Here is a 17,537-nt window from a genome sequence, read left to right on the forward strand (position 1 = left end):
GCGCGTACAGGCGGAAATCCAGGGGGGAACGGCGCGCTCAGGTCGTCGGATCGCTCAGGTCGTCGGCCTCGCCCGGACGGTCGGTTCATACGCGAACCAGTCGGCGTGGACCGTGCCTCGGGCCGCGTACAGGCCGATGACGCGGCCCGTGAACCCGCCGGCCACCTCGGTCGACAGATAGCGGCCGTCAAGCATGGCGAGTACGGCGAAGGTGCCGTCCGGCTGCTCCACGCCGAGGGTGATGACGTCCGGCCCGGTGCGCGCGTCGTGCGGACGGGGCGGCGGCGTGATCCTCACGGACAGGACGGCCGGGCCTGCGGGCACCGGCAGCGTGGCCACGGTGGCGCGGACCGAGCCGACGCGTGAGATGACCTGTACCTGGGTGCCATCCGTTTCGATGGCGTAGTGGTGCTGCTCGTCCAGGCGTACGGCGAGACCGCCGGCTCCCTGGGTCGCATCGATCAACGCGTCGGCCCGGCAGGCGAGGTGCTGTTGGCGGCGGCCGATGAAGACGGCGTCCGGCTCGTCGAGGGACGTACCGCGGGCCCGCAGGGTCATCCGGCCCGGGCGCTCCTCGGTCGTGCAGTGCTCGGGGGACCGGTCGCGCAGGGAGATCCAGGACGGGTGGAACTCGGGGAGATCGAAGTCGTCGCGGAAGGTTGCGTCGGCGGCGATGCCGGTGTCGGAGGGGGAGACGATCTCGCCGACCACGGGCCAGCCGTCGTCGGTCCAGGTGACCGGTGCGAGGAACGTCTCGCGGCCCATCACGTGCCAGCCCGGGGTGCCGCCGTGCGGCCGGACGCCGAGGAACACCATCCACCACGAGCCGTCCGCGGCCTGCACCAGATCTCCGTGACCGGTGTTCTGCACGGAGTGGTCCGTGCCGCGGTGGGTGAGGACAGGGTTGTGGGGGCAGGCCTCGAAGGGGCCGCTCGGGCCGGGCCCGCGGGCGATGGAGACGCCGTGCCCGCGCTCGGTGCCGCCCTCCGCGATGAGCAGATACCAGTACTCGCCGATGCGGTAGAGGTGCGGCGCTTCGGGGGCCTTGGCACCCGGCGCCCCGGACCACAGTCTGCGCTCCGCACCGAGCGTGCGCCCTGTGTACGGGTCGATCGCGACCTGCCCCACCCCGGCGAACGTGCACCAGCAGGTGCCGTCCTCGTCCCAGGCCAGGTCCGGGTCGATGCCCGGGACGCCGGGAAGCCACACGGGATCGGACCAGGGGCCGGCCGGGTCGGCCGTGGAGACCAGCAGGTTGCCGCCGCCCTCGGAGCAGTTGGTGACGATCAGCCAGAAGCGGCCGTCGTGGTGGCGCAGCGTCGGTGCGTAGATCCCCCCGGAGGACGGCATGTCGGCGGGCAGACGCAGTTGTTCCGGCCGGTCGAGGACGTTGCCGATCTGCGTCCAGTGCAGCAGGTCACGGCTGTGGAAGAGCGGGATGCCGGGGAAGTACTCGAAGCTGGAGCAGACAAGGTAGTAGTCGTCGCCCACGCGGCAGACGCTGGGATCGGGGTGGAAACCCGGAACGACGGGCTGATCGGACACCATGAGGCCCTTCATCGATGGTTCGGGGTACGGACGGGGCTGCCGGTCAGCCCTGACGGCGCCGGTGAGGACACCCGTGCGGAAGTGCTTCCGGAGGAACGGGTAGACGATCAGCAGCGGCCCCGGCGTCAGGACGACGACGGCCATCTGCAACGACTGTCGAAGCGCTTCACCTAGAGGTGGAAGTTAACGAGGTGTTTCGTTCGAAACAAGGGGTGAAACACCATGAAACTTTCTCCAGTTCGGAGCATTGACACCCTGTGACGGCCGGTGGCAGCGTCGATGTGCTTCCCCAAACGCTCGGCTTCTGCCGCATATTGAGGTTGCCGCCTCGCGAGTTCAGCTCTCCAGCCGGAGACCGGCCGGACACCGCTCCGCAACCCCGCTCCGCCACTGTCGAAGCGCATCGACGATGCGATCCCACGGCTCACGCTCGACGAACGGCTCGCGATGCTGCATCCCACAGGCCTTCCCCCCACCGGCCGCCGGAGATCAGCACGGTCGCCGATCCGGGAGGAGGGCTGAGGGCCCCGCCTGGACGCTGGCCGCGAACCAGCTCCTGACCCCTGCGGGGCGTCCCGGCGAGTGAGACGGCCCGGTCCTGTGCGGTGACGGTCACCCGCTGCGTCGGCAGCAGCCGGTGACCGTCCCGGTGTCGGGGACCTCAGCAGCGGGGGACGTGGAGGCGACAAGTCCCAGTCGGCCGGGGCATGGGAAGGCACTCGCCGGGCGTGCCCCGTGCTAGCGTTGGCTGTTTGCTGTGTCGCTGTGTCGGTGCTCCGTTTCGGTGTCCCCGACCGGTGGCCGCGTCCCCGCCGCGCCTTCCTCGGTACGGTTCCTTCGGAGGAAGGCTTTTCTGTGAGCGAAGCAGTACGTGGCGATGCCCTGCGGCAGGACAGCGCGTCCGAGGTGTCGGGCGCCGCTTCGGCGCTGCCCACGGTGGCGTCCTTCGCCCGGCTGGGGCTGCCGGCCGAGGTTCTGCGGGCACTCGACGAGCGCGGTGTGACCGTGCCCTTTCCCATCCAGGCGGCGGCGCTGCCGCCCGCGCTCGCCGGGCGGGACGTCCTGGGCCGGGGCCGCACAGGATCCGGCAAGACGCTCGCCTTCGGCCTGGGGATGCTCGCCCGGACGGCCGGGCGGCGCGCGCAGCCCAAAGAGCCGCTGGCGCTCGTTCTCGTGCCCACCAGGGAGCTGGCGCAGCAGGTCGGTCAGGCGCTCACTCCGTACGCCGAGGCGCTGCGGCTGCGGCTCGCGACCGTGGTGGGTGGAGTATCCGTCGGACGGCAGACCGCCGTGCTGCGGGAGGGCGCCGAGATCGTCGTGGCCACGCCCGGGCGGCTCCACGACCTCATCGAGCGCAAGGACTGCCGGCTGGGACGAGTACGCATCGTGGTCCTTGACGAGGCCGACCAGATGTGTGACATGGGGTTCCTGCCGCAGGTCACCGAGATCCTGGACCAGGTGCGCTCCGACGGGCAGCGGATGCTGTTCTCCGCCACCCTCGACCACGACGTCGACCAGCTGGTGAAGCGCTACCTGCGCGACCCGGCCGTCCACTCCGTGGACCCCTCGTCCAGCGCGGTCTCCGAGATCGAGCACCACGTCTTCGTCGTGCACGGCCCGGACCGGTACGCCGTGACCACGGAGATCGCCGCCCGGGACGGCCGCGTCCTGCTGTTCCTGGACACCAAGCACGGCGTCGACCAGCTCACGCGGCATCTGCGGGCCAGCGGCGTGGCCGCCGCCGCCCTGCACAGCGGGAAGTCCCAGCCGCAGCGCACCCGGACGCTGGCCCAGTTCAGGAACGGGCAGGTCACCTCGCTGGTGGCGACGAACGTCGCCGCACGCGGCCTGCACGTCGACGACCTCGACCTCGTGGTCAACGTCGACCCGCCCACCGACCCGAAGGACTATCTGCACCGTGCGGGCCGCACCGCTCGGGCCGGCCGCTCCGGCACCGTCGTGACCCTCGTCCTGTCGGGACAGCGCCGCGAGACGAGCCAGGTCATGGCGGACGCAGACGTCGCTCCCAAGGTCACCAAGGTGCGGTCCGGCGAGGCGGAGCTGAGCCGGATCACCGGCGCCAAGGCCCCTTCCGGAGAGCCTCTCGACGGCAGGTCGGCCGCATCGCGCCCCAAGAACCACAACGTCCCGTTCCGCGGCCTGGGCAGCGCAAAGGACGCGACGAGCGGCTCCGGTGGCAGGACGTCCCGCAAGACCAGCGAGGCCCGCAAGCTCGCGGAGGCCCGCAAGGCGGCCCGGGTGCGGCGCGGCGGCTGAGCCCGGCTTCCCGGACTCAGGGAGTCCGGGACGAGGCGAGGTGGTCTCCTGCGGGACGGGGCGCGGGCGTGGAAGCCGCGCCCCGGCTTCTCTCAGGGCATCCGGACGACGACCTTGCCGGCCTTCGCGTGCCCTGCCTCGACGTACTCCAGCGCTTCCCGGGTCGAGTCGAACGGGAAGACGGTGTCGACGACGGGGCGGATCTTGCCGGCGTCGATGAGCCGGGTGAGCTCCCGCAGCTGGTCCCCGCCGGCCTTCATGAACAGGAACGAGTACGTCACCCGGCGGCGTCGGGCGCGCCGGCGGATCCTGAAGCTCAGCGCGCTCATCGCCAGCCGGATGACCGGATTCGCCCCCAGTTCCCTGCCGAAAGCGGCGTCCGGGGGACCCGCGACACTGATGACGTGCCCGCCGGGCCTGAGCACGTCCAGGGACTTGTCGAGCGTCTCGCCGCCGAGCGAGTCCAGGACGACGTCGTAGTCGTGCAGGACCGTCTCGAACGCCTGCTTCCTGTAGTCGACGACGACGTCCGCGCCCAGGCTCTTGACCAGGTCGACGTTGGCCGTGCTCGTGGTCGTGGCCACGTGCGCCCCCAGGTGCTTGGCCAGCTGGATGGCGAGGGTGCCCGGTCCGCCGGAGCCAGCGTGGATGAGGACCTTCTGGCCCGGCTGGATGTGGGCCCGCTCGACCAGCACCTGCCACGAGGTCAGGGCGACCAGAGGGAGTGACGCGGCCTCCTCGATGGTCAGCGCGGCAGGTTTGATCGCCACGTCGTCCTGGTGCACCGCGATGAGTTCGGCGAACGCGCCGATACGGTCCTTGTCCGGCCGGGCGCTCGAGCGCGTCGACCTCCACGGCTTCTCGATGGGCGGCATGATCGCCCAGGTGATAGCGCAGGACGAACCTCGACTCGTCCGCAAACTCGTCCTCACGGGCACCGGCCCCGCCGGCGGCGAGGGCATCAAGAACGTGACCTGGCTGTCCCACCTCGACACCGTCCGGGGAGTGCTCACCCTTCAGGGCCCCCAGCAGTTCTTCACCCGCACCGCCAGCGGGCGTCGAGCCGGCAAGGCGTTCCTGGCGAGGCTGAAGGAGCGCACGGCCGACCGGGACAAGGCGATCTCCCCCGTTTCGTACAGCAACCAGCTCAAGGCCATTCACCGTTGGGGCTGGAGCGGCCTCACGATCTGACCGTCATCCGCCGGCCTGTGCTCGTCGTCAACGGGGACAGCAACAGGATGGTGCCGACGCGGAACTCGGTCGACCTGGCCCGGCGGGTGCCGAACGCTGAGTCGGTGATCTATCCCGACGCCGGCCACGGCGGCATCTTCCAGTTCCACGAGCAGTTCGTGGAGACGGCTCTCGCGTTCCTGGGGCGGCCGTAGGCGCGGCGGTCGCGCCTCGCGCCCGACTCCCTGGTACGCGGCGCGGCGCAAGCGGGCAGTCACCCGGATGCGCGTTCACCGCACCTCAGCGGATGAAGGTCAGGGCGTTCTCGATGCCCTGCTCGAGGACCTCATCGGAGAACTTCGGATCCGAGAGGGCGCGGGACAGTTGCATCGTCCCGACGATCATGGTGTAGAGCCCGAGGGCCTTACCGTATGCGGACCGCGGATCCTCAGGGGCCAGACGGGCGGCCATCTCGTCCAGGATGGCCCGCGCGCCGTCGGTGTAGGCCTGCTTGGTCGCGCCCTCACAGCGGCCGACCTCGTCGAGCAGGGCGGCGGAGGGGCATCCGAGGCCGGGGTGGTCCCGGTGGGCGGGCGACAGATACTCGCGAACGAAGTCCTCGAGTCCCTCGCGGCCTGGCCGCAGCGTGCCGTACCGCTCGATCTGGGTGCGCAGTTCCTGCGCGATGACGTGCGAGACGAGGTCGTCCTTGGACGTGAAGTGGGCGTAGAAGGCGCCGTTGGTGAGCCCCGCGTCCGACATCAGCGTGGAGATGCCGGAGCCGTCTATCCCGTCCTGCTTGAACCGCCGGCCGGCCCTCTCGATGATCCGTTGCCGCGTCACCTGCTTGTGCTCCTTGGTGTAGCGCGCCACCAGGGTTCCTCCGTTCGCTCCGCGGGGCCATCGCCCGGCGTCCCATCCTAGTCCATGGTCTGACGCACGTAATATCACGGTCGGCAGTGGACCTGCTGGGTCTCACGACTGGACGGACCTATGCTGGCCTCATGAGGCGGACATCCTTTGCGCAGTGGCCCTGCTCGATCGCGCGGACCATGGATCTGCTCGGGGACTGGTGGACGCCGCTGGTGCTGCGCGAGGCGTTCTACGGGATCCGGCGGTTCGACGCCTTCCAGGAGTCGCTGGGCATCGCCCGCAACACGCTGACGGACCGCCTGCGGCGGTTGGTGGAAGAGGGCCTGCTCGAGAAACGGCCGTACCAGACCGAGCCGGTCCGGTATGACTACGTGCTCACCGAGAAAGGGCGCGACTTCTACGGCGTGCTGCTGGTGATGAACCGGTGGGGAGACCGCTGGCTGTCCGGCGAGGCGGGCCCGCCGGTGACCATGCATCACGACGTGTGCGGGCACGAGAGCCACGCCGAGGTGGTGTGCGCCGCGTGCGGCGAGCCGATGACCGCCGAGAACACCCGCCCCAGGATGGGTCCCGGCTACCCGCCTCACCTGGCCGAGCGGCCGGACGTGCGCGAGCGTTTCGCGAGCTGACTCAGGCCCTGCGGTACCCGGGCCCGCCCTTGACAAGTGAGTCTATCTACGCAACTTTACTGGTCACGTACTGATGTTGAGGTTCTCAATGGCCAGGGAGGCTGCTCGATCATGGAGTGGACGGGCGTGCGCTACGCCGACAAACCGACGGCCGAGGTCCACACCTGGATCGCCGCCCCGCCGACGGGGGTGTGGAAGCTGGTGTCCGACATTCAGCTGATGCCGAGCCTGAGCTCCGAACTGCAGTCGGTGGAGTGGCTGGACGGCCGGAGCGGCCCTGCACCCGGCGCCCGGTTCATCGGCCGCAGCAAGCACGCGGCGCTGGGGGAGTGGGCCACCACGTCCCACATCGTCGAGTACGAGCCGCCGCGGGTGCTGGCCTGGGCCGTCGAGGACCCGCAACACCCCTCGGCCGTCTGGCGGTTCACCCTGGAGCCGCAGGACGGCGGCACGCTGCTGCGGGAGTGGATGCAGCTGGGGCCGGCCCGCTCGGGTCTCTCCTTCGCCATCGATCGCATGCCGGAGAAGGAGCAGAAGATCGTCTTCGTCCGCATGCGGGAGTTCGAGGCCGGCATGGCCGCCACTCTCGAAGCCATCAAGAAGCTGGCCGAGAACCCCCGGACCCCGGATGAGGCGAGCCGCTGATGCGTACGTCCACCACGATCGAAGCCTCCGGTGGCGACTGGCGGGAGATCGTCGACTACGTCACCGAGGCGGAGAAACTCGGTCTGGACATCTGCTGGGTCGCGGAGGCCTGGGGCTCCGAGGCGCCCTCCCCCCTGGGCTACCTCGCCGCGAAGACCGAGCGCATGCTGCTCGGCTCCGGAATCATCCAGCTCGGCACCCGCACACCGATGGCCATCGCCCGCGCCGCGATCACGCTGTCACAGATCTCCCGAGGGCGCTTCCTCCTGGGACTCGGCCCCTCGGGACCGCAGGTGATCGAGGGGCTGCACGGCGTGCCCTTCACCCGGCCGCTGGCACGTATGCGGGAAACCGTCGAGATCGTGCGCCGGGCCGCCGCGGGGGAGAAGGTCTCCTATTCCGGACGGGAGTTCCAGCTTCCGCTGCCCGGCGGAGAGGCGAAGCCCATGCGTCTGTCGATGCGCGCCGAGTACGAGATCCCCGTCTACCTGGCGACCCTCTCGCCGAAGATGCTGCGCTTGACCGGTGAGATCGCCGACGGCTGGCTCGGCACCAGCTTCGTGCCCGAGGGTGCCGGAGAGGCGTACTTCGGCCACTTGGACCAGGGCCTGGCCGCTGCCGGTCGCACCCGCTCCGACCTCGACATCTGCCAGGGCGCCGAGGTCGCTTTCGCCGATGACGAGGACGCGCTGCGCACGATGGTGGCCGCACGCAAGAAGGAACTCGCCTTCAGCCTCGGCGGCATGGGCTCCGCGACCACGAACTTCTACAACAACGCCTACAGCCGCCAGGGATGGGCGGAGGTCGCCGCCGAAGTGCGGACGCGCTGGCAGGCCGGGGACCGGGACGGCGCGGCCGACCTGGTCACCGACGAGATGGTGCTCGCAACCACGCTGATCGGAACTGAGGCCATGGTGCGCGAGCGGTTGCGCGTGTGGCGCGACACCGGCGTCGACACCGTCCGCTTCTACCCGGCCGGTGAGACCCTGGACGCCCGCCTCACCACGCTCGGCCGGGCCATCGATCTGGTCCGCGAGATCGAGGACGAGGCGGCGCGGTAGCGACAGGACCGGCTGGTTCCGGTCCTGTGTCACGCCGGTCCCGGTGCTGTCATCCAGCGCCACTGGGTGAACTGCTCCAGGCTGGCCGTGCCGCCGATGCGGGAGCCGTTGCCGGAGCTGCCCATGCCTCCGAAGGGGGCGTTCGCGGCGTCCTTGGCGGACACGTCGTTGATGTGGACCATGCCGGTGCGCAGCTGCTCGGCGACAGCCGTCGCCCTGGGCACGGAGCCGGAGTGCACGGCCGCCGTCAGACCGTACGCGGTGTCGTTGGCGATCTCGACGGCCTCCGCCTCACCGCGGAAGGGAATGACCGGGGCGACGGGACCGAAGATCTCCTCGGTGAACACGGGCATGGCCCGGTCGACGTGGTCCAGCACGGTGGGCGGGTAGAAGAGCCCGTCGCGTCGGCCGCCCGTGAGCACCCGCGCCCCGGCGGCCACGCTCTCGTCGACGAGGTGCTCGATCCTGGTGGCCTGCCGTTCGCTGATGACCGGGCCGACGCTGACACCGTCCTCGCGGGGGTCGCCCATGCGCAGGGCCCGCGCATGCCCGACCAGCGCGTCGGTGTACGCCTCGACCAGGTCGGTGTGGACCAGATGGCGGCCGGCGGCGACGCACGCCTGCCCCTGGTATCCGAAGGTGCTCACCGCTCCGGCCAGGGCGGCCGCCTCCACGTCCGCGTCCTCGAGCACGACGAGCGAGTTCTTGCCGCCGAGCTCGAGGGAGACCCGCTTCAGCCCCTCACCCGCCACCCGGGCCACGGCGCGTCCTGCCTCGGTGGAGCCGGTGAACGCGACCATCGCGACATGAGGGGCCGCCGCGACCGCCTGTCCGGTCTCCGCGCCACCCGGCAGAACGTGCAGTACGCCGTCGGGCAGCCCGGCATCCTCGAAGAGCTGCGCGATCAGGACGCCCCCGGACACCGGGGTGAGCGGGTCGGGTTTCAGCAGCACGGTGTTGCCCAGTGCGAGGGCGGGCGCCAGCGCGCGCATCGCGAAGAGCAGCGGCGCGTTCCAGGGGTTGATGACACCGACGACGCCGAGCGGCACCCGCCACGCCACACTCGTCCCGCCGGCGGCCTGAGGGGCCAGGACCTCACCCCGGGGCAGGGATGTCAGTCCGACGGCGTGCGTCAGTTGGGCGAGGGCGGCGACGATCTCGTAGTCGCCCTTGGCGGGGACGCCGGCCGACTCGCGGACGATCCAGTCGCGGAATGTGTCGCCGCGTTGACGCAGGGCGGCGGACGCGCGCAGCAGGACCTCGGCCCGATCGGAAGGAGCTGCCGCGGCCCAGTCCCCGGCGGCCCGGGCTGCCCGTGCGCCGGCCCGGGCGACGTCCGCGGGGGAGGCGATGCCGATGTCGGCCAGTACGTCCCCGGTGGCCGGTTCGATCACCTGACGGGTGCCGCCCTCGGACTCGCGCCAGCCCGAGCTGTAGATCTTTCCGGCCCACTCGGCCCGGTCCGGCCACTTCTCGCCGATGACAGCCATGGGTCCCACTCTCCGTCCCCGATCGATGCCGCCGTCCTGCCATAAGGACCTGTTCGCGCACATCTGTCGCGTTTGATGTCTAGTGTCGTAAGGAACGAAGGTGCGGCGCACCTCGGGTTCAGGACGCTCCCCGGCGGGCGGCCCCAGGGCGGGAGTGAGGCGAGATGAGGTCATGATCGGATCCGCGTCCGCCCGGGACGAGGGACCGCCGAGCGGGGGGTCTCGGGAACATGTCGACGAGGCGGCCACGGCCAGGGTCGTCGTCGATGGCCGCGGTGTCGTGACCGCGTGGAACGAAGGGGCCCGGCGACTGCTCGGATACCGGGCCCCCGAAGTGGTCGGCCGGCACGCGGCCCGGCTCCTCGCGGACGCCGCTCACACGCACGTACCGGACGCGGACGCGCTGACCGGCCTGCGAAGGTGGAGTGGGACGGCGACCCTGCTGCACCGGGACGGTCACCGGCTCACCGTCGGGTTGCTGGCCCATCACCGGGCGAACGACGCGGGCGACGACTGGCTGCTGGTGTCACCGGTGGCCCGGCCGGCACCCACGCCTGAGGACGACGCCTTCGTGCGGCGCAGCTTCGCGCAGGCTCCCTACACGATGGCCCTGTACGACACCGGACTGCGGTTGCGCTGGGCGAACGCGGACATGGAACGGGTGATGGGCCTGCCCGAGGAGGAGATGCGCGGTCTGCGGGTGACGGAGATCGTCCTCGACCCGGAGAGCGAGCGGACCGAGGAGGGCATGCGCACCGCGCTGGAGACCGGCCGTCTCCAGGAGCTCGGCGCCGCGCTGCGCCTCGCCGGCCATGAGCGGGAGAGCGCCTGGTCGGTGTCCCTCGTCCCTGTGCGGGACTCCGACGGGAGACCCGAAGGTGTCCTGCTGTCGGCACACGACGTGACGGAGCAGTACCTCGCCCGGCAGCGACTGGTCCTGGTCGACGACGCCAGCCGGCGGATCGGCAGCACTCTGGACCTGCCCCGTACCGCCCAGGAACTCGCCGACGTCGCCGTCCCGCGGTTCGCGGACTTCGTCACGGTCGATCTGCTGCCGGCGATCGAAGGAGGTGAGGACCCGCCCGAGGGCGCTCCGCACGGCCCGGTGAGGTTGCGCCGGGTCGCCTCTCAGTCGGTTCTGGAAGGCTGCCCCGAAACCGTGGTGCAGCACGGGACGGTGGCGGCCTACCCGGAGGGTTCCACCGCAGCGCGGTGCCTGGCCGCGGGGCGGCCGATCATCGAGCACATCACGCCCGCCGCCCTGGAGGAGCTGGACCGGACGGCCCCGCAACGCGCCGAACGGATGCGGCAGTTCGGGTTCCACTCGGTGCTGGCGGTGCCCATGCGCGCGCGTGGTCTCACCCTGGGAGTGGCCACGTTCTCCCGCCACCGGCGGCCCAAGCGCTTCGCGCAGGACGATCTGCTGCTGGGCCAGGAGATCACTGCCCGCGCCGCCGTGTGCATCGACAACGCCCGGCGCTACACCCGCGAGCGTGACACCTCCCTCACGTTGCAGAACAGCCTGCTCCCCCAAGGCCTGCCCGAGCAGGCGGCGCTGGACGTCGCCTCCCGCTATCTGCCCGCCAGCGCCCGGGCCGGTGTGGGCGGCGACTGGTTCGACGTCATTCCGCTCTCCGGCGCCCGGGTCGCTCTGGTCGTCGGTGACGTCGTGGGCCACGGCATCCAGGCCTCGGCGACCATGGGGCGGCTGCGCACCGCCGTACGCACGCTGGCTGATGTCGACCTGCCTCCCGACGAGTTGCTGACCCACCTCGACGATCAGGTCAACCGCCTGGCCGGTGGGGCGGACACCATGGCCCAGCTCGACGGTGACATCGGCGCCACCTGTCTGTACGCCGTCTACGACCCGGTCTCCCGCCACTGCACGATCGCCCGCGCGGGCCACCCCGTGCCCGCGCTTGTGGCACCTGACGGCACCGTCGACTTCATCGACGTTCCGGCAGGGCCTCCCCTCGGCCTGGGCGGCCTGCCCTTCGAGTCGACCGAGCTGGAGCTGGCCGAGGGCAGCCTGCTCGTGCTCTACACGGACGGGCTCGTCGAGGTCCGCGGCCATGACATCGACGAAGGGATCGCCGCCATGCGCGAGGTGCTGCGGCGACCGGCCGGTGATCTGGAAGCCACCTGTGACGCCTTGCTGCGCACCTTGCTGGTGGATCGCCCTTCCGATGACGTGGCGCTCCTCGTGGCCCGCACCCGCGCCCTCGACGCCTCCCACGTGGCGACCTGGCCGGTGCCGCCGGACCCCGCAGCGGTGGCCGAGACGCGCAAGGCCGCCTGCCGGCAACTGTCCGAGTGGGGCCTGGAGGAGGCTGTGTTCGTCACCGAGCTGGTCGTCAGCGAACTGGTGACCAACGCCATCCGGTACGGCCGGCCCCCCATCGAGCTCAGGCTGATCCACGACCGCACGCTCATCTGCGAAGTCTCCGACGGCAGCACGACCGCACCCCACCTGCGCAGGGCCCGTACCTTCGACGAAGGCGGACGCGGGCTGCTTCTCGTCGCCCAGCTCACCCAGGGCTGGGGTACCCGTCAGATCACCAACGGCAAGATCATTTGGGCCGAGCAGTCACTTCCCGCCGACTGAGGCGCGACCCCTGCGTACCGTCCACCGGCCGGTCCGTCTCCGGGCGGGCGTGGCAAGATCCGCAGACATGGAGATCGAACGTGAGGATCGGCCCGTAGCCCTGGTCAGCGGGTCCACTTCCGGGATCGGGGAGGCCGTCGCGCGGCGGCTGGCGGCGGACGGTATGCGCGTCGTCGTGCACTCGCGGCGCAGTGCGGAGGCCGGGGAGGCCCTGGCAGCGGAGCTCGGCGGGGCGTACGTGCGGGCGGATCTGGCAGTGGAGGAGGAGGCCCGGGGACTGGTCGAGGCGGCTCTCGACCGGTACGGGCGGCTGGACGTGCTGGTGAACAACGCGGGCATCAGCCGGCCGATCCCGCATGCCGACCTCGCCGCGGCGACACCGGCGGACTGGCGGCACCTGCTGGAGGTCAACCTGATCGCGCCATGGGTGCTGTGCACAGCGGCCCTTCCGGCGCTGCGCCGCTCACCGGCCGGCGGCAGCATCGTGAACATCACCAGCCACGCCGGCGTCCGGCCCAAGGGCTCCTCGGTGCCCTACGCCGCGAGCAAGGCCGCGCTCAATCATGTGACCCGGCTGCTTGCGGCAGCGCTCGGGCCGGAGGTGCGGGTGAACGCGGTGGCGCCGGGGCTGGTGGACACACCGATGACGAAGGACTGGACACAGGCACACGAACTGTGGCGGGACCGTGCCCCCATGCGCCGCCCGGCCCGGCCCGACGACGTGGCCGGCCTCGTGGCATCGGTGATCGCCAGCACCTATCTCACCGGTGAGGTCGTCGTGCTCGACGGCGGGCTGAATCTGACCTGAGGGGCCGGCCCCGGGCGGGACGGGAGTCTGCGCCGGTCCCGCACCGTCGAAGGCGCCGGGGCCGTGGAGCGTGGGCGGGCCCCGGCGCTCCACGTTCCGCCCCGGGGCCGAGTGATCCGAAGTGAGAGGGGAGTGCACGTGAGTCTCCGAGGCCCCGTCCCCTAATCTCGTGCATGAGACGTCAGAGGCAGGTGCATCCACCGTGAGGAGGCGAGGGTGCTCGGTCGTGGCACGGGCGCGCGGTTGCTCGCGGGCGCCATGGTGGCGTTCTGCATGGTGCTGGTCGGCCCCAGTGCACCGACCGGTGCCCTGTTCGCCGGGGCGCAGCCCGCGGAGGCCGCCGGGGACGTCGTACCGAACCGGGTCATGACGTGGAACATCTGCAACCCCTGCGAGGTGAGCGACGTCGACCGGGCCGCGGAGATCGCCGCGTACGCGCCCCAGGTCATCGGCCTGCAAGAGGCGTGCGTGCGTGACGTGGAGCGGATCCGGGAGTACCTGGAGAACCTTCACGGGCTGGTCTACCACGTCGAGTACGGGTCGGTGCTGCGGAAGTGGGGCCGCTGCGGGGGAGCGCCGTGGAATCCGGGGGCCTTCGGTCAGGCGATCCTCTCGGCCGCACCGATGACGGACCGCGTCAACGTGGAGTATCCCGACGGCGGCTCCGAAGACCGCGGTTACATGGCCGTCACCACCACCGTGGGCGGCCGGTCCGTCCGGGTCTTCAACACGCATCTCGCCCAACGGCGTCAGGAGGCGGTCCGGGCGGACCAGACTCGCGTACTCGCCGCAGAGGTCGCCCGGCACGATCGCGCGATCCTTCTCGGCGACTTCAACGCGGTGCCGGACACCCCCGAACTCGCCGGGATATGGGCCCTGGCCACGGACGCGGACCCCCAGTGCCGTCCGTCGCCCACCGGGACCTGCCAGCCGACCACCGACTGGCAGAGCAAGTTCGACTACGTGTTCCTGCGCGGGTTCGTCCCGCTCCGGCACCGCGTGCTTCCGACCCCGTACTCGGACCACCACATGCTGCACACCGACGTGGACCCGGCCTGACCCGCGCCCGGCCTACGCCTACCCGACGTCGACCATCGGGAGGGGCTCCCTCCCCGCCGGCGACGACACCGCCCAGCCGCGTCGCCCAGCCCTGCGCCCAGCACGCCGCCCGTCCGGTCGTCTGAACGACGCCACCTGCGCAGCCTGCCCCGGCGTCTCGACCGCCCGGTCCGGCCCGGTTCCCCGGGATCGCAGGTCAGCGGCCCCGCACCCCGTGATCACAGTCCGGCGCGGGACGCGACGCCGCCCCGCGACGTGGAATCTTGCCTCGCATGGGCATACGGGGAAGGCAAGCAAGCAGGACATGCCGGCGACAGGGACGCCGGCCCGAGCAGGAGGGAGGCCGCGATGACGGGGCCGGAGCACACGGAGACCGTCCTCGGGCCGTCCGTGCCGACAGCGTCCCTCGTGCTCGCCGGGACTCTGGAAGCCATCGGCGCCGGCGCCTACGTCGTGGACGAGAAGGGCTGCTTCATCGCCGCGAACGCCCGCGCCGAGCGCCTGCTGGGCCGGTCCGCCGAAGACCTGATGGGGCATGACGCGCACGACCTGCTGCACCGCGGCCCGCAGGGGCAGCCACTGCCGAGAACCCAGTGCGCCATGCGGCAGGCCTTCCACGCCGGACGCACGGCCCAGTCCGACGAGGACTACTTCGCCCGCGCCGACGGCACCCTGCTGCGCATCTCCTGGCTGATCACGCCGTACGACGTCGGCGGGCGGCAGGCCGGGACGCTCGTCGTCTTCCACACCCCGGACCACCCGCAGGTCAGCGGCCCACAGCCGGAACCGGCGTACCAGCCGCTGTCCGAACTGCACCGGCTGGCGCTGCTGGCCGAGACCACCGCGCAGCTGACCTCCACCCTCGACGTCGACGAGGCGCTGCGCAGGCTCGTGGTCCTGGTCCTGCCCCGGCTCGCGGACTGGGCGGTCATCGACCTGATCACCGAGCGCGACGAGGTGTGGCGTACCGTCGTGGTCCACGCCGACGGCGGCACCCTCACGCACCACGAGGATCTGCAGGGGCCGATGCCGCCGATCCCGGAGGAGTCCCCGATGCCCCTGTCCAGAGCCCTGCGCGGCGTGGCCTCCAACCTGGCCGACCCGCAGACCTACCACGGGCCACCGGACTCCGGCATCGCGGTCGAGCAGCGCCGCCTGTTCGACGTCACGGGGATGAAATCCGCGGCCATCGTGCCCATCCGCAGCACCCGCGCGGTCCTGGGAGCCCTGACGCTGGGCCGCGACGGGAATCAGGCGGCCTTCACGCCCATGGACCTCCCCCTCGTCGAGGACATCGCCCGCCGGGCCGGCCTCGCCGTGGACAACGCCCGTCTCTACCAGCGCCAGCGCAAGGTCGCCGAGACCATGCAGAACCATCTGCTGCCGCAGATGCCGGGCGTCTCGGGCCTGCAGATGACCGTCCGCTACCTGCCCGCACCGGACGCCTCGCAGGTCGGCGGCGACTGGTACGACGCCTTCCCCCTGCCCGACGCGTCCACCGCCCTGGCCATCGGAGACGTCGTCGGCCATGACCTGGAGGCGGCGGCCGGCATGGCGCAGGTCCGCAACATGCTCCGCGCCTACGCCTGGTCCCAGCACGAGCCCCCCAGCCGGATCGTCGAACGGCTCGACGAGGCGATCCAGCACATCACCGACGTGGACATGGCCACGACGATCTTCGCCCGGATCGAACCGGCCGACGACGGCCACTGGCAGCTGTCCTGGACCAACGCCGGGCACCCCCCGCCGCTGCTGATCAGCCGGGACGGCCTGGCCCGCTACCTCACCGACGGTCACGGCATCCTCCTGGGCACCCAGACCGGCACCCGGCGCCCGGACGCCACCGCGCAGCTGCCGCCCGGTTCCACCCTGGTGCTGTACACGGACGGCCTCATCGAAGCTCCCCGCCGCACCCTCGACGAGGGACTGGACCTCCTGCGCCAGCACGCTGCTGCCCTCGCCCACCGCCCCCTCACCTCGTTCACCGACCAGCTCCTGCGCCGCGTCCGCCCCTCCGGAAACGACGACGACGTCGCCGTCCTGACCCTGCGCGTCCCCGGGGTCTGATCCCTCGCCGGTGCGGGCGTCGGGCTCTCCGTCCCCATCCGGGTGAGGAGGACCGCCGCCGTCCCCGTGGGCGGGTCGACGCGCTGCCCGGGCGTGAGCCATCTGTCGGGGGCCGGACCGGAACCCTGTGAAGCGATGGTGAAAACCCGATGGAGAGCGTGTCGGTGGGGCCGCTTATGCTGCACCGGAAGATCACGCGGGACCAGGGGAGGGCGCGGCATGTTCGGCAGACTGTTCGGCAGGGGTGCAGAGAGACCGGAGGGGGATCCGCACATCCTCCCGGTCCCGCGCAGGCAGAAGAACGGGATGTACACCTTGCGTGCGCTCGGGGACACGTGGGTGCTCGCCCTGATCGAGGCGGCCGACGCGGGTGACTGGGCGGCGGTCAAGACGGCGCTGGCCCCCTTCGATCTCGGCCGCGACCATCGAGTCCTGGGGGAACTCGCCGAGTTGGGCGGCGTGCAGGACTGGATCGTCCGGGCCGTCGAGGAGGACAAGGAGCACCGGGCGACGGCCCTGCTCATATCCGGGGCCCGCCACATCGCCTGGGGCTGGGAGGCGCGGACCGCCGAGCGCGCCGTGAACGTCACGCAGGAGCAGTGGCGGGTCTTCCACGAGCGGCTCGAGACCGCCGAGGAGCACCTGCTGGAGGCCGCCGAGCTGCGGCCGGACTGGGTCACGCCCTGGCGCCAACTCCTCACCTCCGGCCGCGGCATGTCACTGGGCGCCGGGATCAACGAGGCCCGCCGCGACGCCGCCCTGCGCCGCGACCCGCTGGATCCGGAGACGCACCTCGAGTGGCTGTCGCAGCTGCAGCCCCGCTGGGGCGGCGAGCCGGGGCAGGCCCTGGCGTTCGCCCAGGGCGCGTTCGCCCGCGCCCCGCACGGGCACCGTCTCGGCTGCCTGATCGCCATGGCGTACATCGAGGAGTGGGTCGAGTCGGACCGCGGGGACTACCTCGTGACCGAGGAGATCCAGGCGCAGTTGCGGGAGGCGGCCGACCACAGCATCCTCCACCCCGCCTACGTGTGGCGCCCGGGCTGGCAGCAGGACTTCAACATGTTCGCCATGGCCCTGTCCCTGTCCGGTGAGCGCCACACGGTCCGGCGCGTCTTCCAGACGCTGGACGGCGCCTACACCGAGTGGCCCTGGGGCTACTTCTCCGAGCCCGAGAAGCAGTTCGCCCGCCGGCACCGCCGCGCCTGAGCCCTCCGGGCCCGACGGGGCTCGGGGCCTGAGCCCGCGCCGGTTCCGCGCGCCCACGCGCACACCCCAGCGACTGCCCGCACACCCCAGCGCCTGCCC

Annotated in this window: 15 protein-coding genes; 11 read left to right on the plus strand and 4 right to left on the minus strand. The window is 71.5% G+C overall.

What is annotated here, in order from left to right:
* Nucleotides 1-54 precede the first annotated feature (54 nt).
* The gene (locus IO24_RS0108015) at nucleotides 55-1,560 is read right to left on the minus strand and encodes a glycoside hydrolase family 43 protein (RefSeq protein ID WP_031133357.1); all 1,506 of its coding nucleotides are present in this window, start codon (nucleotides 1,558-1,560) and stop codon (nucleotides 55-57) included.
* 894 nt (nucleotides 1,561-2,454) lie between these two features.
* On the opposite strand from IO24_RS0108015, the gene IO24_RS0108020 reads away from it, so the two are divergent.
* A complete protein-coding gene (locus IO24_RS0108020) occupies nucleotides 2,455-3,825 on the plus strand; it encodes a DEAD/DEAH box helicase (RefSeq protein WP_420823205.1) in 1,371 nt (456 codons plus the stop codon).
* 92 nt (nucleotides 3,826-3,917) lie between these two features.
* Here the strand turns inward: IO24_RS0108020 and IO24_RS0108025 are convergent, their stop codons facing one another.
* Complete coding sequence (locus tag IO24_RS0108025; RefSeq protein WP_234335164.1) at nucleotides 3,918-4,700, minus strand: NADP-dependent oxidoreductase; 783 nt, start codon at nucleotides 4,698-4,700, stop codon at nucleotides 3,918-3,920.
* Between IO24_RS0108025 and IO24_RS46250 the strand changes: the two genes are divergently transcribed.
* Both IO24_RS46250 and IO24_RS46255 read left to right on the plus strand, forming a co-directional pair.
* On the plus strand, nucleotides 4,699-5,016 hold the full coding sequence (locus IO24_RS46250) for a hypothetical protein (RefSeq protein ID WP_234335163.1): 318 nt from the start codon (nucleotides 4,699-4,701) through the stop codon (nucleotides 5,014-5,016). The two genes, IO24_RS0108025 and IO24_RS46250, sit on opposite strands and share 2 nt — an antisense overlap.
* A 47-nt stretch (nucleotides 5,017-5,063) precedes the next feature.
* Nucleotides 5,064-5,210 (plus strand): alpha/beta fold hydrolase, encoded by a 147-nt coding sequence (locus IO24_RS46255; protein ID WP_234335162.1) that lies wholly within the window; start codon nucleotides 5,064-5,066, stop codon nucleotides 5,208-5,210.
* An 85-nt stretch (nucleotides 5,211-5,295) separates the two neighbouring features.
* Here IO24_RS46255 and IO24_RS0108035 read toward each other — a convergent pair whose 3' ends face one another.
* Nucleotides 5,296-5,868 carry a TetR/AcrR family transcriptional regulator gene (locus IO24_RS0108035; RefSeq protein WP_031133362.1) on the minus strand — a complete coding sequence of 191 codons (573 nt, stop codon included), beginning with the start codon at nucleotides 5,866-5,868 and terminating at the stop codon, nucleotides 5,296-5,298.
* A 131-nt stretch (nucleotides 5,869-5,999) separates the two neighbouring features.
* On the opposite strand from IO24_RS0108035, the gene IO24_RS0108040 reads away from it, so the two are divergent.
* The 3 genes from IO24_RS0108040 to IO24_RS0108050 all read left to right on the plus strand — a co-directional run bounded on the left by IO24_RS0108040 (nucleotide 6,000) and on the right by IO24_RS0108050 (nucleotide 8,203).
* Nucleotides 6,000-6,497, plus strand: a complete 498-nt coding sequence (locus tag IO24_RS0108040) for a winged helix-turn-helix transcriptional regulator (RefSeq protein ID WP_031133364.1) — start codon at nucleotides 6,000-6,002, stop codon at nucleotides 6,495-6,497.
* Nucleotides 6,498-6,608: 111 nt separating this feature from the next.
* Nucleotides 6,609-7,142 (plus strand): SRPBCC family protein, encoded by a 534-nt coding sequence (locus IO24_RS0108045; protein WP_031133366.1) that lies wholly within the window; start codon nucleotides 6,609-6,611, stop codon nucleotides 7,140-7,142.
* The gene (locus IO24_RS0108050) at nucleotides 7,142-8,203 is read left to right on the plus strand and encodes an LLM class flavin-dependent oxidoreductase (protein WP_031133368.1); all 1,062 of its coding nucleotides are present in this window, start codon (nucleotides 7,142-7,144) and stop codon (nucleotides 8,201-8,203) included. Before IO24_RS0108045 ends, IO24_RS0108050 begins: the two co-directional genes overlap by 1 nt.
* A gap of 29 nt (nucleotides 8,204-8,232) precedes the next feature.
* Here the strand turns inward: IO24_RS0108050 and IO24_RS41960 are convergent, their stop codons facing one another.
* Nucleotides 8,233-9,693, minus strand: coding sequence for an aldehyde dehydrogenase family protein (locus IO24_RS41960; protein ID WP_031133370.1), 1,461 nt, complete (start codon nucleotides 9,691-9,693; stop codon nucleotides 8,233-8,235).
* Between the two features lie 172 nt (nucleotides 9,694-9,865).
* Between IO24_RS41960 and IO24_RS0108060 the strand changes: the two genes are divergently transcribed.
* The 5 genes from IO24_RS0108060 (at nucleotide 9,866) to IO24_RS0108080 (ending at nucleotide 17,438) form a co-directional block, all read left to right on the plus strand.
* Entirely contained in the window at nucleotides 9,866-12,298 is a 2,433-nt protein-coding gene (locus IO24_RS0108060) for a SpoIIE family protein phosphatase (protein WP_031133372.1), read from the plus strand.
* A 67-nt stretch (nucleotides 12,299-12,365) separates the two neighbouring features.
* Nucleotides 12,366-13,106 carry an SDR family NAD(P)-dependent oxidoreductase gene (locus IO24_RS0108065; protein ID WP_031133374.1) on the plus strand — a complete coding sequence of 247 codons (741 nt, stop codon included), beginning with the start codon at nucleotides 12,366-12,368 and terminating at the stop codon, nucleotides 13,104-13,106.
* 258 nt (nucleotides 13,107-13,364) lie between these two features.
* Nucleotides 13,365-14,165 (plus strand): endonuclease/exonuclease/phosphatase family protein, encoded by an 801-nt coding sequence (locus tag IO24_RS0108070; RefSeq protein WP_045295984.1) that lies wholly within the window; start codon nucleotides 13,365-13,367, stop codon nucleotides 14,163-14,165.
* A 348-nt stretch (nucleotides 14,166-14,513) separates the two neighbouring features.
* The gene (locus IO24_RS0108075) at nucleotides 14,514-16,232 is read left to right on the plus strand and encodes a SpoIIE family protein phosphatase (protein ID WP_031133378.1); all 1,719 of its coding nucleotides are present in this window, start codon (nucleotides 14,514-14,516) and stop codon (nucleotides 16,230-16,232) included.
* Nucleotides 16,233-16,451: 219 nt separating this feature from the next.
* Nucleotides 16,452-17,438, plus strand: coding sequence for a hypothetical protein (locus tag IO24_RS0108080; protein WP_031133379.1), 987 nt, complete (start codon nucleotides 16,452-16,454; stop codon nucleotides 17,436-17,438).
* The last annotated feature ends 99 nt before the right edge of the window (nucleotides 17,439-17,537 follow it).

It is taken from the genome of Streptomyces flavovariabilis, assembly GCF_000725785.1.
Taxonomy (GTDB): Bacteria; Actinomycetota; Actinomycetes; order Streptomycetales; family Streptomycetaceae; genus Streptomyces; species Streptomyces hawaiiensis.

Excerpts from the sequence above, each read along its gene's own strand:
- IO24_RS0108075 (WP_031133378.1), top strand. The coding sequence starts at position 14,514 with ATGACGGGGCCGGAGCACACGGAGACCGTCCTCGGGCCGTCCGTGCCG.
- IO24_RS0108045 (WP_031133366.1), top strand. The coding sequence starts at position 6,609 with ATGGAGTGGACGGGCGTGCGCTACGCCGACAAACCGACGGCCGAGGTC.
- IO24_RS0108065 (WP_031133374.1), top strand. The coding sequence starts at position 12,366 with ATGGAGATCGAACGTGAGGATCGGCCCGTAGCCCTGGTCAGCGGGTCC.
- IO24_RS0108070 (WP_045295984.1), top strand. The coding sequence starts at position 13,365 with ATGGTGGCGTTCTGCATGGTGCTGGTCGGCCCCAGTGCACCGACCGGT.
- IO24_RS0108040 (WP_031133364.1), top strand. The coding sequence starts at position 6,000 with ATGAGGCGGACATCCTTTGCGCAGTGGCCCTGCTCGATCGCGCGGACC.
- IO24_RS41960 (WP_031133370.1), bottom strand. The coding sequence starts at position 9,693 with ATGGCTGTCATCGGCGAGAAGTGGCCGGACCGGGCCGAGTGGGCCGGA.
- IO24_RS0108080 (WP_031133379.1), top strand. The coding sequence starts at position 16,452 with ATGTTCGGCAGACTGTTCGGCAGGGGTGCAGAGAGACCGGAGGGGGAT.
- IO24_RS0108050 (WP_031133368.1), top strand. The coding sequence starts at position 7,142 with ATGCGTACGTCCACCACGATCGAAGCCTCCGGTGGCGACTGGCGGGAG.
- IO24_RS0108015 (WP_031133357.1), bottom strand. The coding sequence starts at position 1,560 with ATGAAGGGCCTCATGGTGTCCGATCAGCCCGTCGTTCCGGGTTTCCAC.
- IO24_RS46250 (WP_234335163.1), top strand. The coding sequence starts at position 4,699 with ATGATCGCCCAGGTGATAGCGCAGGACGAACCTCGACTCGTCCGCAAA.
- IO24_RS0108060 (WP_031133372.1), top strand. The coding sequence starts at position 9,866 with ATGATCGGATCCGCGTCCGCCCGGGACGAGGGACCGCCGAGCGGGGGG.
- IO24_RS46255 (WP_234335162.1), top strand. The coding sequence starts at position 5,064 with ATGGTGCCGACGCGGAACTCGGTCGACCTGGCCCGGCGGGTGCCGAAC.
- IO24_RS0108025 (WP_234335164.1), bottom strand. The coding sequence starts at position 4,700 with ATGCCGCCCATCGAGAAGCCGTGGAGGTCGACGCGCTCGAGCGCCCGG.